This window comes from Sphaerisporangium fuscum, from assembly GCF_018531465.1.
Taxonomy (GTDB): domain Bacteria; phylum Actinomycetota; class Actinomycetes; order Streptosporangiales; family Streptosporangiaceae; genus Sphaerisporangium; species Sphaerisporangium fuscum.
Window position 1 is genome coordinate 165,250 of the sequence record NZ_JAHDTF010000012.1, and the last position, 14,061, is coordinate 179,310.

Sequence of the window (14,061 nt, forward strand, 5' to 3'; positions counted from 1 at the left end):
CGGCTTGCGTCCCATCCACGCCCCCTGCGCGAATGGGTCATCCCGACGGTCGCATTTCGCGGGGCGGTCGTGCAATCCTCATTGTCAAGACATGTCATGACGCACAGTGATCCACCATAGGGCTTTTAGCCCTATTTCAGTATTTATCCCTCTTTAGGGCTTTCGCTGCCCGGGGGTCACCACGCCGACGCGCCCGCGAACGACGTCGGCGCGGGACGGTAGCCGAGACGGTCCCGCGCGGCCGAGATGTCGAGGGTCCGTTCCACGGCCAGATGACCCACCGCGTACCGGGTCAGGCGCGGCGGCTCCGGCCGCCTCAGCAGCCCGAACGCCGCCTCCGCCACCGCCGCGAGCGGCATCACCACCGAGGCCGGAAGGTAGGCCGGCCGGGCGTCGACACCCCGCTCCCGCAGGATCCAGCGCAGCGCGTCGTCCAGGACGACCGGTTCGGCGTCCGTCACGTTGAACACACCCGTGTCCACCGGGCCGCGCGCCGCCAGCAGGCAGGCCTGCGCGAGGTTGCCCACGGAGGTCAGGCTGACCCGCTGGCTCCCGTCGCCGACCGCCCACAGCCGCCGCCCCCGCACGGCCCCCAGCACCCGGGGCAGCAACGTGGTGTCCCCCGGCCCGTAGACCGCGTGCGGCCGCAGCACCACCGCCGTACCGGCCAGCACCCGCTCGGCCAGTGCCTTGGAGGCCCCGTAGGCGTTGACGTACCGCCGCGCCCGGCACTCGTCCTCCCGGGCCATCACCGTCGGGCGGAACGGGTCGTACACGCTCGCGGTGCTCACATGAACGAAGCGGGCGGCGGGGAACGCCCGCCGGACCCGGGCGGTGCCGGCGACGTTGACCTCGATGATCTCGCGGGCCGGTCCCCAGTCGGTGACGCTCCCCGCGCAGTGGACCACCGCGTCGACCTCCGGCAGATCGCCCGGCACGGGCCCGGTGACGTCCCAGGAGCGGTACGAGGCGCCCTCCACGACCGCGTGGGGCCGCCGCCCGAACGCGTGCACCCGCCAGCCGAGTTCCACCGCCGCCCGGCACACCGCGCCCCCGGCGAACCCGGTCGCCCCCGTCACCGCGAGCCTCATCACCGACCCTGTCTCAGCAGGTCACGCAGGCTCGCCCGGTCGAGTTTGTCGGTGCGGCCGGCGCGCGGGAAGCCCTCGACCACCGCGACCCGGTCGGGCAGGGCCCCGGCGTCCATGATGCGCGGAAGCTCCTTGCGCAGCCGCGCCGCGTCGAAGCCCTCGTCGGCCACCACGGCGAGCACGACCTCCTCGTCGCCGGTCTCCGGGTCCTCGATGCCGACGACGGCCGCCTCGGCGACGCCGGGGAGCGCTCCGATCGCCGGCTCGTACAGGCCGGGGTAGATGTTCACCCCGTCCCTGAGGATCATGTCCTTCTTCCGGCCGAGCAGCACCAGCCGCCCCTGCCCGTCGATCCGGGCGAGGTCACCGGTCGCGACCTCTCCCAGCGGGGCCTCCCCGAGGTACCCGAGCGCGAGTTGCGGGCCGGAGACGTGCAGCTCGCCGTCCTCGGCGATCCGGACGGCCACGCCGGGCAGCGGCGCGCCCAGCAGATCCCCCTCCCGGCAGGCCAGCTTCTCCTCCGCCGAGGCGATCGCGATCGGCAGCGCCTCGGTCATCGCGTACACCGACCAGATCTCGGCGTCCGGCGCCGCCGCGCGGGCCCGCCGCAGGACGGCCGGCGGGGACGGCGCCGTGCCCAGCAGCAGGCAGCGCAGCGTCGGCGGCAGGGCGGGCGTCCGGCGGAGCTCGGCGTCCAGGCGCACCGGCACGCAGAAGGCATGGGTGGCCCGGCGTGCCGCCACCTCCTCCGCGAACGGCAGGGGGCCGGGCAGCGACCAGGTGGCACCCGCCATGAGCGCCGGCAGCCCCACCATGAGCTGGTCGGTGTGGACGACGTCGCCCGGCCCCAGGGGGATCACCTGACGGAACAGGGACGCCCCCTCCGCCAGCGAGCCCCGGGTGTGGACGACGCCACGCGGACGCCCGGTCGTGCCCGAGGTGAACGCGACGACGGCCGGCTGATCCGTGGCCTCGGGCGGGCCACCGTACGGCGACACGGCCCGCCGCCGTACCGCGCGCAGCGACACGGCTCCGCGTGGCACGCCCGGAAGCCACGGGCCGGCGTAGAGGTGGCGCACCGGGCTCCCGGGCACCGGGTCGCGAAGGTGCGGCAGCGACAGGCCGCGCCGCCGGGCCAGGCGGCGCAGCGGCCCGCTCAGCGCGTACACCAGCGAGTCGGCGACCACCCAGGACGGCCTGGTGAGGGCCAGCCGCCCGGCGGCCACGTCGGGGGCGAGACCAGGGTCGGCGAGCACGAGCATGCCCCCGGCGGCGACGGCCCCGAGGGCCAGCGTCACGGCGTCCGGCCCGGGGCGCACGGCGAACAGCACGCCGTCACCCGGCCGCAGTCCGCCCCGGCTCCCGGTCATGGCCGCCGCGGCGGCCTCCACATGGCGGCGCAGAGCGCCGTACGTCAGCTCCCGGCCGCGCCCGTCGATCATCGCGACCGCGAGGGGAGACCGCGCGGCGGCCTCCAGGACACCTCCGACGACGTCCTTCACTTCGCCCCCGCCGTTATCCACAGGTGTGCGTAGGTGGGGATGAGCACCCCGCGCGCGTACCGGCGGCCGACCACCCTGACCTGGTGGGCCAGCAGCATCTCCGCCACGGCCCGGATCTCCGCCAGCGCCAGCGGATAGCCGATGCAGAAGTGCGGCCCGGCCCCGAACCACAGTCGGCGCAGTTCCGGCGGGTGCCCGCGCGCCGGGTCGAACGGGCCGAGGGCGCGGGCGCAGTTGTGCGTCACGATGAGCACCCGGTCCCCGGGACGCACGGCGACGCGCCCGACGCGCGCCGGGACGGACACCGACCGCAGCATCACCGGAGTCGGCGTCGTCACCCGCATGGCCTCCTCGATCGCCCGGTCGAGGCCGTAGGGCCCCTCCGGGCGCCACCCGCTGTCGTCCAGCAGCGCGACCAGCCTCGGCACGAACGTCGCCACCGTCTCGCTGCCGGTGAGGAAGAACGCTCCCGCCGCCCCGCGCGCCTCGGCCGCCGACAGCCCGAGCGAACGCATCCGGCCCATGACCGTCGACTCCTCGCCCCGGTCGTACGCCGCGCCCGCGATGTCGCCGACCCGGTCGAGCACCTGGCGCGCGACGGCGATCTGGCGATCGGAGAGCCTGCGGGAGCGCAGCGAGACCATCGCGACGACGCGCTCCCCCTCGGCGAACAGCGAACGCGCCTCCCGGGCGGACACCTCGCCCATGCCGATCAGCCGGCAGATCACCGCCCCGGCCATCAGCCGCATCTCGTCGACCAGGTCGACCGTGTCACCGCGCGCCAGCCGCGCCGACAGCTCACGCAGCGGGATCTCCAGCACGCCCGACACCAGCTCGGTGACCCGCGCGGGGGAGAACAGCGGCGCGAGCCGGCGGCGCAACGCCGCGTGGGCCTCGCCCTCCATGTTCAGCAGCACCGACGGGCCGAGGACCGGCGTCCACAGGTCGCCGGGCGAGCCGGGGCCGTCCTTGCGGAAACGCTCGTCCATCAGCACCGCGCGGGCGGTCGCGGCGTCGTTCACCACGACCCCGACGCCCGGCACCCGGACCACGGGGCCGAGCCGGGCGAGCAGCCGCATCAGCGGGTACGCCACCGGGTGCGCGGCGGCGTACAGCCGGGTCTCGTGCCGCATGGCCCGCCCGGCGCGGTCGTCGCGCGCCTTCACCGGATGTCGACGACGTCGGGTCGGTAGTGGTGGTCGGCGTACCAGGCCAGGGTGCCGGCCAGGCCGTAGGCCCGCAGCCGCCGCACCGAGCCGTACACGACCACGTCCCGGCGGGAGGCGTACGCGCGGGTCAGCCTGCGCACCTGGTTGACCAGGGCGCGGTCCTCGTGGACCTCCTCGATCGCGGTACGCGGGAACCCGCCCGACCGTTCGTACAGCTCGGCCGTGATGCCGACGGTGCAGCCCGGGATCATGACGTACGGTCCGAGGTAGGCAGGGTCGCGGTTGCCCGGCCGGACACGGCCGAACGCGGCGGCCACGTCCACGATGAACGGGATCAGGTGGCGTTCCCACAGCTTCAGCCGGAACTCGTCGGTACGGGGCCGCAGCCGGCCGCCGACCATTTCGAGGCCGTCGGCGAAGCCGCGCCGCATGGCCCGCACCCAGTCGCGGCGCGGCAGGCAGTCGGCGTCCGTCCGCAACAGGTGCGTCGCGCCCCGGGCGATGGCGTGCCGCATGCCGGTGTCGGAGGCCGCACCCGTGCCCTTGCGCTCCTCGGTGATCACCTCGATGCTCATGAGCGAGGTGACGGCGTAGGCCCTGACCACGTCCGCGGTGCGGTCGGTGCTGTTGTTGTCGACCACGACCAGCGTGAAGTCCTGGTCGTCCTGGGCGTCCAGCGCGCGCAGCGTCGCCTCGATGCCCCCGGCCTCGTTGTAGGCGGGGACGACGATCCACAGGTCCATCTCGCCGCCGCTCACAGGTCGGCCAGCAGCACGCCGAGGCTGATGCCGCCGCCCAGCCCGAGCAGCGCCACCCGGTCGCCGGGGCCCACACCCGCCGCGGCGAGCTGGAGCGGCAGGGTCGCCGAGGCGCAGTTGCCGTGCTCCGGCAGCGTCACCACCAGGCGGTCGCGGGGGATGCCGAGGATGCGGGTCAGCGTGTCGAGGTACGGCACGGCGACCTGGTGGACGGCCACGACGGAGAAGTCGTCCCAGGTCAGGCCGGTGCGCTTGAGGGCGTTGAGGAAGATGTCGGGCCCGATGAGCTCGAACGCCTCCTTCAGCCTGCGCCCGTCGCCGCGGAAGTAGGAGTACTCGGGGTCGCGCGGGTGGGCCGAGCCGCCGCCCGGGAGGGTGCCGACGGCCCACGCCGTGGAGTCGGCCGAGAAGTCGCGGTAGAAGATGCCGCGCCGCTGGTCCGCGGTGAGCAGCACGGCGGCCCCGGCGTCCGAGAGGGTGTAGCCCGCGAAGGCGTCCACGAACTGCTCCCGGTCGGCCACGCGCCAGCGGATCGCGCGGGAGGGCACCTCGCCCGTGCAGACCAGCACCTTGCGGTGGGCGCCGGTGCGGATCAGCGCCTCGGCGACCTGCAGGCCGTTGAGCAGGCTGTTGCAGGCGTTCTTGACGTCGAACACCGGGCACGACAGGCCGAGCTTGGCGGCGACGATGTGCGCGGTGGCGGGTTCGACCATGTCCTGCGACGCCGAGGCGAAGATCAGCAGGTCGGCGTCGTCGTGGTCGAGCCCGCGGGCCGCCGCGGCGGCGAGGTCGGACGCCTGTTCCCCGTCGGCCGCGACGTGACGCCGCCGTATGCCCGTCATGCGCTCGACGACGCCACGGTGGGGGACGTATCCCTCGATCCGCGCCTCCACCTCGCCACTGGTCAGGGTGCGTTCGGGCAGATACGTCGCGACGCCCGAGATCCGGGCCTTCATCGCGCCCCTCCGTCTGTTGTCTGGCAATCTCCCCCTTCAAGCAATCTACCGAACTTTGCCCGTTTTCTAGTTGGCCGGGATGAGGTCGAAGCTCACGGCCGCGATGACGAAGGCGCCGAGCAGCACCCGGTAGACGACGAACGGCGTGAAGCGGTGCGTGCCGATGTACCTCAGGAACCACGCGACGGCGGCGTAGCCGACGGCGAACGACACCAGGGTGGCGAGGATCGTCGGCCCCCAGGCGGGCGTCTCACCATGGCCGATCTTGAACAGTTCCAGCACGCCCGACATCAGCACGGCCGGCATCGCCAGCAGGAAGGAGTACTCCGCGGCCTCCTCACGCCGGTACCCGAGCAGCAGGCCCGCGCCGGTCGTGCCCCCGGAGCGGGAGACGCCGGGGATGAGCGCCAGCGACTGGGCGAGGCCGTAGACCAGGGCGTGCGGGAGGTTCAGGTTCTTGTCGAGGATCAGCTCGTTGCGGGCCAGCCGGTCGGCGAGGGCGAGCAGCAGGCCGAAGACCACCAGGCAGGCCCCCACCAGGCGAAGGTCGCGGACGGTGGTCTCGATCTGGTGCTTGAACGCCAGGCCGAGCACCCCGATCGGGACGCTGCCCGCGATGACGTACCAGCCCATGCGGGCGGCGGGATCCTGGCGCAGGCCGGGTGTCCACAGCGAGCGGGTCCAGGTGGACACGATGTCCCGGATGCGCTTGCGGAAGTAGATCAGCACGGCGGCCTCGGTGCCGAGCTGGATGACGGCCGTGAACGCGGCGCCCGGGTCCCGCCAGCCGAAGAACGCGGACACCACTCTGATGTGCGCGCTGGAGGAGATGGGCAGGAACTCCGTGAGTCCCTGCACCAGACCCAGCACCAACGCCTCGAACCAGCCGATCAACGAGCACACCTTCCGGGGGAGGCCGCGACCGGGCGCGGCCATGAGGGCGGGACCCCGTGAGGCTAGCCGAGGCGGGCGGCGGGCGGGTTCGGCCGAATGGCCGATCCGCCCGCCTGACGAAAGTCATGCCACCTCGCTGTGCTCGGCGGCGGGGGCGTCCCTTGAGGCGGCGCCCCTGGCGCCCTCAGGCGTCGGTGCGGGTCTCGGGGCGGCCGGGCAGCTCCCAGTGGGTGTGGTGGACGCCCTCGCGGTCGGTCCTGAGATAGGTGTGGGCGCCGAAGAAGTCGCGCTGGCCCTGGATCAGCGCGGCCGGCAGGCGCTCGGCGCGCAGAGCGTCGTAGTAGGACAGCGCGCTGGAGAATCCCGGGACGGGGATGCCGCGCCTGGTGGCCTCGACGACCACCTCGCGCCAGGCGTCCTGCGCGTCCCCCAGTTCGGCGGCGAAGTTGGCGTCCGTCAGCAGGGTGGGCAGGCCGCGGTCGGTCTCGTAGGCGCCGCGGATGCGGTCGAGGAAGCCGGCCCGGATGATGCAGCCGCCCCGCCAGATGGTCGCCATGGCGCCGAGGTCGATGTCCCAGCCGTATTCGGCGCTGCCCGCCTGGATCTGGTTGAAGCCCTGGGCGTAGGCGACGACCTTGGAGGCGTACAGGGCCTGCTCCACCTTGTCGGCGAAGGAGCTGTCGAGGCCGCCGTCGGCGGACGGGCCGGTCAGCACGCGTGCCGCCTCGCGGGTGTCGGCGTGGCCGGACAGGGAACGGGCGAAGACCGCCTGGGCGATGCCGGTGACCGGGACCCCGAGGTCGAGGGCGGCCTGCACGGTCCAGCGTCCGGTGCCCTTCTGCTCGGCACGGTCGAGCACGATGTCGACGAACGGCTTGCCGGTCGCGGCGTCGGTGTGCGCCAGGACCTCGGCGGTGATCTCGATGAGGTACGACCCGAGCCGGCCCTGGTTCCAGGTGCGGAAGACCTCGGCGATCTCGGCCGGGGTCATGCCCGCTCCCTTGCGGAGCAGGTCGTAGGCCTCGGCGATGAGCTGCATGTCGGAGTACTCGATGCCGTTGTGCACCATCTTGACGAAATGTCCGGCGCCGCCGGGACCGACGTACGTACAGCACGGCGCGCCGTCCACCTTGGCGGAGATGTCCTCCAGGATCGGGCCCAAGGACGCGTACGACTCGCGCGAGCCGCCCGGCATGATGCTCGGGCCCTCCAGCGCCCCCTGCTCGCCGCCGGAGATGCCGCTGCCCACGAAGTGGATGCCGCGCTCACGCAGGGCCTTCTCGCGGCGCTCGGTGTCGGCGTAGTGCGCGTTGCCGCCGTCGATCAAAATGTCACCGGGCTCCAGCAAGGGGGCGAACTCGTCGATGACCGCGTCGGTGGACTGGCCGGCCTTGACCATGATCACCATCTTGCGGGGACGTTCCAACGCGGCGACGAAAGCCTCCGGGGACTCCTCGGGCACGAAGGCGCCCTCGTGGCCGAACTCCTCGATCAAGGCCTTCGTCTTGCCGTAGGTCCGGTTGTGCACGGCGACGGTGTACCCGTGCCTGGCGAAGTTGCGCGCCAGATTCCGGCCCATGACCCCGAGACCCGTGACGCCGATGACCGCCTTCTGTGCCATGTCCGATCACTCTCCTTTGAGCTGGCAATACGCTTCGGACGGCCGCGGGGTTCGACGGAGGGCGTGATCGGCTGTGGCACCGCCTGGCCGTGCCCGCATCGCGCTCCGCGACCATCAGCGTAACCAGCCCCTTCGCCGGGCGATTCCTACAGGAGCCGGGCGATCGGGCTTTCGTCCAGGTGCTGCAGGAGGTCGTGGCAGTCCTTGTACACCGCCTCGGCCCCGGCCTCCCTGAGCGACCCGCTGTCGATGCCGCCCGACCGCAGGGCCACGCACCCGACCTTCGCCTGACGGGCGGCCAGCATGTCCCACACGCTGTCCCCCACCATGATGGTGTGCCGGGGATCGAGTCCCGACTTCTCCAGCGCCTGCCGCACCGGCTCCGGGTGGGGCTTGGACTTGTCGACGTCGTCGGCGTCCACCAGCACGGAGACGGCCTCCCGTGCCCCCGTCACCTCGATCAGCCGGTCGGCCTCGTCCTTGGGGGCGCTGGTCGCGAGGACCACGACCATGCCGCGTCCGGCGAGGGTGTGCAGCAGCTCGCCCGCCCCCGGAACGGGACGCACCTCGTCGAGGTGCGGTTTGTACAGCTCCGAGTGGACACCCTTGATCGCTTCGGCCTCCTCCTCCGAGGCCTCCGGGAGCAGGTACTCGACCAGGTCCTTGCCGGCCCGGCCTATCGCCCCGTGGATGTCGACCATGAGGACGTCGTGACCCTGGCGGCGAAAACCTTCCCACCATGTCACGACGTGCAGGTAGTTGGTGTCCACAAGGGTGCCGTCAATATCGAAGATCACGCCGCGTCGCATGGTTCACCGTCCCTGTGATGCCCAGGCTCTCGCTCGTCCCCCGCGCCGCCCGGGGTCCCGCCGGCCGGCGGGTTTCGGCCTCGTGGCCGGTGTCACCCCGTGACGGAGAGCGAGTAACACATGCCCCGTTCACTACCCCGGACCCGGCGGATGCAACAAACCAGGCCTATCGGACCAGGGGGCGACGGGCTCAGGTGGTGGAGCAGGAGTCCTGCGTCGCGTCGATGCTCTTCAGCTCCTCCTCGGAGACGGGAGCGGGCTTGATCCCCTTCCAGTCGTCGCCGATGGTGAGCACGAGCCGCGGCGTGGTGGTGCCGGTGACCAGGAGGTTCTGCGACTTCAGCAGGTCGCCCGCGAGCGTCGGCACGCGGGTCTCCCCGGCGCTGGAGTACCTGATGGTCGTCTTCGCCTGCGGCTTCTTCTTGGCGTCGCCCACCTTCACGACCGTGTAGCCGCGCTGCTCCAGGGCGGTGGCCACCTGGCGGCCGAGACCGCCGCGGTTGGTGCCGTTCTGCACCACGACCTCGACCTTGGCCCTGGGCACCTTGGCCTGCTTGCCGGTCTTGATGCCCGAGCCCTTGATCTTGGTGTCGGTGGCGACCAGCTGGAAGAGCTGCTTGGCCTGCGGCTGCACCCACTCGACCCGGCCCGGCTGGGTGAGCGAGTAGCGCCAGGGGGTGGTGACGAAGTGGATGTTGCCGGCCGCCATGCCCTTGGCGCTGAGCGCGAGGTCCTTCATCACGCCGACGTTGAGGGCGGGGTCGGTGGTCACCGACTTGGTCGCCGCGTCGAGGAAGCCGAACAGCTTGGCCGGATCGGTCAGCGTGGCGCCGCTCATCGCCTTCTTGATCATGGAGGCGAGGAACATCTGCTGCCGCTGGATGCGGCCGATGTCGGAGCCGTCCCCGATGCTGTAGCGGACGCGGACGTAACCGAGCGCCTGCTCGCCCTTCACCACCTGCCGTCCGGCGGGCAGGTGCAGCATGGCCTTGACGTCGTTGATCGGCTTCGGCACGCAGATCTCGACGCCGCCGAGCGCGTTCACCATGCTCTTGAACCCGGTGAAGTCGACCTTGACGAAGTGGTCGATGTGGATGCCGGTGAGCCCCTCGATCGTGCGCCACGTGCAGGTGATGCCGCCGAAGTTGAACGACTCGTTGATCATGCCGACGTGGGCCTTCTGGCCCATCAGGCCGTTCTTCGCCGGACAGGCCGGCAACTGGACCAGCGAGTCACGCGGGAAGCTGATGAGCAACGCGTTGTCCCGGTTGGGGGACAGATGTGCGAGGATGATCGTGTCAGTGCGCTCGCCGAGGTCCTGGTGGCCGTACTTCTTGTTGGCGCCCGCCCGCGTGTCCGAGCCCACCATCAGGATGTTGATGGCCTTGCTGACCTTCGCCGGGCGGTTGCCGAGGTCCTTGTCGTCCACGGAGATGTGCTTGATGTTGCCGCTCAGCTTGGTGTAGGCGCCCACGAGGGTGGCGCTGCCCGCGACCGCGACACCCGTGATCGCCGCGACCAGGCACCACAGCCACGCGGTCCAGCGCCGCTTCGCCTTCACGGGCGGGTTCGCTTCGGAACCGTCCTCGGGCTGCGCAGGGCGCACATCGACAAGCCCGCCGTTCATTGTCCCCACGGAATGGCCAGGGCTGATGACCTTGTAGGCCACGCGCCGACTACAGGCGCCGGATCCACCCGCCCGGCAAACCGCGAGCAAGTCTAACCACGACTGTCAGTTTTGTGGTCCCCTGTCGCCATATTCGCAGGAAATAAGGATTTCGTAAGCTACATCAGGATGCTCCTGCGGCGTTCCCTCGCTCCTGGACGGCGGCGGCCCGGGCGAGGCGGTGCCCGAGCCGTTGCGCCGGCCTCTCGACGAAGCGGTGGCTCAGCGCCGCGCAGCCGATCACCGCCGCGAACAGCGCTCCCTCCCAGGCCAGCCGCGCGGCGAGCGGGATCCCCGCGGGATCCATGGTGATCCTCCTGACCACCTGGAGGATCAGCGGGTGCAGCAGGTAGATCGAGTAACTCGTCAGGCCGAGCCACACGAGCAGCGGGGAGACGGTGCGGTGCCGCAGGGCGAGTCCGGCGGCGAACGTCAGCCATGCCGCCACCACGGCCGTCGACCATCCCCACTTGAACGCCTGCTGGTCGACCGCGGACATCCCCCAGCCGGGGCCGAGCGCCACCGCCGCCGCGACCGAGAGCACGGGCACCAGCACCAGGAGCCACCGCTTGCGGGCCCATGCCGCCGGCGAGCGCTCGATCCGGTAGATCGCGGTGCCGCCGAACATCGTCGCGAGGATGATCAGGCTCTCCCAGGCGCCCACCCTGCTGTTGAAGGTGAGGAGCACCAGGGCGAGGACCGCGATGACGGCGGCGCCGTGCAGCCGCAGGTCACGGTTGGCGCTGAGGACGGCGGCGATCCCGCAGAGCAGTACCACCACGGCGACCCCCACCACGCCGCCTCCGAGGGCGCGCGACAGCCACCCGGCCGGCACCAGCGCGCCGGCGACGACGGCGCACACCGCGAAGGTCAGTGAGGTCGCGGTGCTGGCCCGGTGAACCCCGAAGACGAACATCGCGGTCACCAGGAGGTAGAACGCCATCTCGTACGACAGGGTCCAGAAGACGTTGACGACGCTCGGCACCTGCAGCAGGTCCTGCAGCATGGTCACGTGCGCCAGGAACCACGTCCACGGCCGGTCGGCCGCCTCGCCGGGCAGCACGGAGTAGACGCCGAGGACACCGAAGACGGTGCCGGCCGCGGCCGCCAGCGCCCAGAGCGGGTACAGACGGAAGAAGCGGGTGATCCAGAATCCGCGCACGCTGCCGCGCCGTTCCAGTGAGACCGGTACGACATAGCCGCTGACCAGGAAGAACACCAGCACGCCGTACTGGCCGAAGTCGAACCACGGGCTGACCGACCCGCGCACCTCCGGCAGCAGGGCGTCCAGCGAGTGCTCGAACACCACGATCAGGGCGGCGAGGCCGCGCAGCGCGTCGAGCCACGACTGCCGGGCCGCGCGCGCGGGCGGTGCGGGTCTGGGTACCGAAAGGGTCGCGGAGGGCACCCCGCCCGCGCTACCCCGGATGACTGCGTCCTTAACCACCGAGTCAGGCTATGCACGCAACCTGGACAAAAGGCTACAAATGCCCGAGCGGTGGCTGGGATCGGCCGCCGCCGGTGATCGCGCCGGCGGCGGCCGTGCCGAACAAGGATCAGGCGCTGTGGATGACCTTCTCGGGCGTCACGCGCACGGTGATGCGCTGCTCGCCCGGCTGACGGAAGGGGTACTCGTCGGCGTCGAGGTACTTCTTGGCGAGCCGGTTGATGACGTCGTCCGCGCCCTCCAGCTCGAACTGCGCCTTACCCGAGACACTGACCAGGTGGTAGTTGTTGTCGGGGTCCAGCACGCTGATCGACACCTCGGGGTTCTCCCGCAGGTAGCGCTCCTTGGCCCGGCCGACGGCGGTGTTGAAGATGACGTCGTCGCCGTCCACGTCGACCCAGACCACCGTGCTGTGCAGCGAGCCGTCGGGACGGTGGGCCGTCACCCAGGCGTGCAACGGCCGGGCGATCAGGGCCTTCGCGTCGTCGTTCAGCTTGCTCATCATGACTCCTCAAGATCTATGCGGTGCGTCTCGCCACTCACGAACACAGCCCGGGCGCCCGCCATTCCTACCACGCGGCGAACACTCCCGGCCTACCCCGAAGCCGCGCACCTTCCGCGAAAGTGTCACGTGAAACATTCGCCCCCGCGGCCCAGGGGTAGAGACCATGGAAGGAACCTCGACACATCTCCCTCCGCGCCCGCCCCCCGAGGCGCCGCCGGCGGAGGGCATGGCGCAAGGAGGCACCGGTGCTCGGCAAGAAGCTCACCGAAGCGCGCTGGACCCACGTCGCGCTTCCCAGCTGCGACCTCGACAAGGCCATCGAGTTCTACACCACCATGACGCCCCTCGTGGTGGTCTCCACCCACGAGGACAAGGACGGGCGCAACGTCTGGCTCTCCAACGACAAGCAGGTGGAGACGCCGTTCGTGCTGGTGCTGGTGGAGTTCGCCAAGGACAGGGGCAGGCCGCAGCCGCAGCTGACGCCGTTCGCCCACCTGGGCATGGAGGTGCCCAACCGTGAGGACGTCGACGCCGTCGCCGAGCGCGCACGGGAGCTGGGATGCCTCCACTGGGAGCCGATGGAGCTGCCGCCCCCCGTCGGATACATCTGCGCCCTGAAGGACCCCGACGGCAACGTGATCGAAATCTCGCACAACCAGAAGGTGTTCGAGGAGGTGCGCACCCTCTGGGGCGGTGAGGGCTGAACTTCCGGCGGATCAAGGGAATTGTTTCGCGTTCTCCCGATCCGTGCAGCAGCATGGCCACTCTCGACAAGTGTCATGCCTTTACATCGGATACGCGGGTCCCCTCGAAGCCGGGCGGGGGACCAGGGCGGAGGTGGGAGAAGTCCTCGTCCGGATGAGAGGATTCTTGGCCCGCGAGCAGGCCGGGTCACTCGGGATCCAAGCAGCACCATCCGGGCATCCTGTCGCATGCCTCACTCGTCAACTGACGGAAGTTTCTCCATAAGAGGTGATCGATACTGTGGTTCCGCCTACCACCGCGATCGCGGACGTCCTGCAACTACGCGGGCTGACCGGGTGGCTGAGCCCGCCGCTGCGCGCCATCCACCGCTCACTCGGCCTGCTCGGCAAGGCCCGCACCGTGCAACTGGCTCCGGGCCCCGGGGAACACGGGCTCGACCCGCTGCACGCGCTGATGGACGAGGACCTGGAGGGACGCGTCATCGTCGTCGCCGGAGCGCAGGCGGCGGCCGGGGCGGTCTGGGACGAGATCCTCACGCGCGCGGCCCTCGCGCGCGGCGCGGCCGGCCTGCTGGTGGAGGGCGGGGTGCGCGACGTCAACGCCTTCCGCGACCTCGGCCTGCCGGTGTGGGCGCTCTACGAGGCGACCGCCGGGCCCGGGCCCGATGTGCACGTGGCGTCCGTCGGGCAGCCGGTGGAGATCGCCGGTGTGCTGGTCGACGAGAGCACGTCCATCGTGATGGACGGCTCGGGGGTCGTCGCGCTCCCCTCCACCGAGGTCTTCGCCGACTCCTACATGTACGCCGACGCCGAGGAGGACGTGGTCAGCGCGCTGCGCGACGGGGCCAGCCTCGCCGAGGCCCACCGCTTCAAGGACGACATGGTGGCCAAGCTGCGCCGTTCCCCCTGAACGGGTCGGCGTCACCGACACGCGTGTGA

13 protein-coding genes are annotated in these 14,061 nt (G+C 71.3%); 2 read left to right on the forward strand and 11 right to left on the reverse strand.

The features are described from left to right. Positions 1–176 precede the first annotated feature (176 nt). The 11 genes from KIK05_RS15970 to KIK05_RS16020 form a co-directional block, all read right to left on the reverse strand. Positions 177–1,091 carry an NAD-dependent epimerase/dehydratase family protein gene (locus tag KIK05_RS15970; RefSeq protein WP_214411489.1) on the reverse strand — a complete coding sequence of 305 codons (915 nt, stop codon included), beginning with the start codon at positions 1,089–1,091 and terminating at the stop codon, positions 177–179. Then, positions 1,091–2,593, reverse strand: coding sequence for a class I adenylate-forming enzyme family protein (locus KIK05_RS15975; protein ID WP_308249943.1), 1,503 nt, complete (start codon positions 2,591–2,593; stop codon positions 1,091–1,093). The genes KIK05_RS15970 and KIK05_RS15975 overlap by 1 nt, the downstream gene beginning before the upstream one ends. After that, positions 2,590–3,759, reverse strand: coding sequence for a cytochrome P450 (locus KIK05_RS15980; protein ID WP_308249944.1), 1,170 nt, complete (start codon positions 3,757–3,759; stop codon positions 2,590–2,592). Before KIK05_RS15980 ends, KIK05_RS15975 begins: the two co-directional genes overlap by 4 nt. Continuing rightward, the gene (locus KIK05_RS15985; RefSeq protein WP_214411490.1) at positions 3,756–4,505 is read right to left on the reverse strand and encodes a glycosyltransferase family A protein; all 750 of its coding nucleotides are present in this window, start codon (positions 4,503–4,505) and stop codon (positions 3,756–3,758) included. Before KIK05_RS15985 ends, KIK05_RS15980 begins: the two co-directional genes overlap by 4 nt. Positions 4,506–4,516: 11 nt before the next feature. Continuing rightward, positions 4,517–5,476, reverse strand: a complete 960-nt coding sequence (locus KIK05_RS15990; RefSeq protein WP_214411491.1) for a 3-oxoacyl-ACP synthase III family protein — start codon at positions 5,474–5,476, stop codon at positions 4,517–4,519. A 66-nt stretch (positions 5,477–5,542) separates the two neighbouring features. Then, entirely contained in the window at positions 5,543–6,379 is an 837-nt protein-coding gene (locus tag KIK05_RS15995; protein ID WP_308249952.1) for an undecaprenyl-diphosphate phosphatase, read from the reverse strand. Between the two features lie 175 nt (positions 6,380–6,554). Continuing rightward, the gene (gnd, locus tag KIK05_RS16000) at positions 6,555–7,991 is read right to left on the reverse strand and encodes an NADP-dependent phosphogluconate dehydrogenase (protein ID WP_214411492.1); all 1,437 of its coding nucleotides are present in this window, start codon (positions 7,989–7,991) and stop codon (positions 6,555–6,557) included. Between the two features lie 146 nt (positions 7,992–8,137). Further along, positions 8,138–8,788 carry an HAD family hydrolase gene (locus KIK05_RS16005; protein WP_214411493.1) on the reverse strand — a complete coding sequence of 217 codons (651 nt, stop codon included), beginning with the start codon at positions 8,786–8,788 and terminating at the stop codon, positions 8,138–8,140. 202 nt (positions 8,789–8,990) lie between these two features. After that, entirely contained in the window at positions 8,991–10,361 is a 1,371-nt protein-coding gene (locus tag KIK05_RS16010; RefSeq protein WP_308249945.1) for an LCP family protein, read from the reverse strand. 229 nt (positions 10,362–10,590) lie between these two features. Next, entirely contained in the window at positions 10,591–11,913 is a 1,323-nt protein-coding gene (locus tag KIK05_RS16015) for an acyltransferase family protein (protein ID WP_214411495.1), read from the reverse strand. A gap of 109 nt (positions 11,914–12,022) precedes the next feature. Then, entirely contained in the window at positions 12,023–12,415 is a 393-nt protein-coding gene (locus KIK05_RS16020; RefSeq protein WP_214411496.1) for a PPOX class F420-dependent oxidoreductase, read from the reverse strand. 248 nt (positions 12,416–12,663) lie between these two features. On the opposite strand from KIK05_RS16020, the gene KIK05_RS16025 reads away from it, so the two are divergent. Together KIK05_RS16025 and KIK05_RS16030 are read left to right on the forward strand one after the other, a co-directional pair. Next, positions 12,664–13,122 (forward strand): VOC family protein, encoded by a 459-nt coding sequence (locus KIK05_RS16025; RefSeq protein ID WP_214411497.1) that lies wholly within the window; start codon positions 12,664–12,666, stop codon positions 13,120–13,122. Between the two features lie 280 nt (positions 13,123–13,402). After that, positions 13,403–14,032, forward strand: coding sequence for an RraA family protein (locus KIK05_RS16030; protein WP_214411498.1), 630 nt, complete (start codon positions 13,403–13,405; stop codon positions 14,030–14,032). Positions 14,033–14,061: the final 29 nt, after the last annotated feature.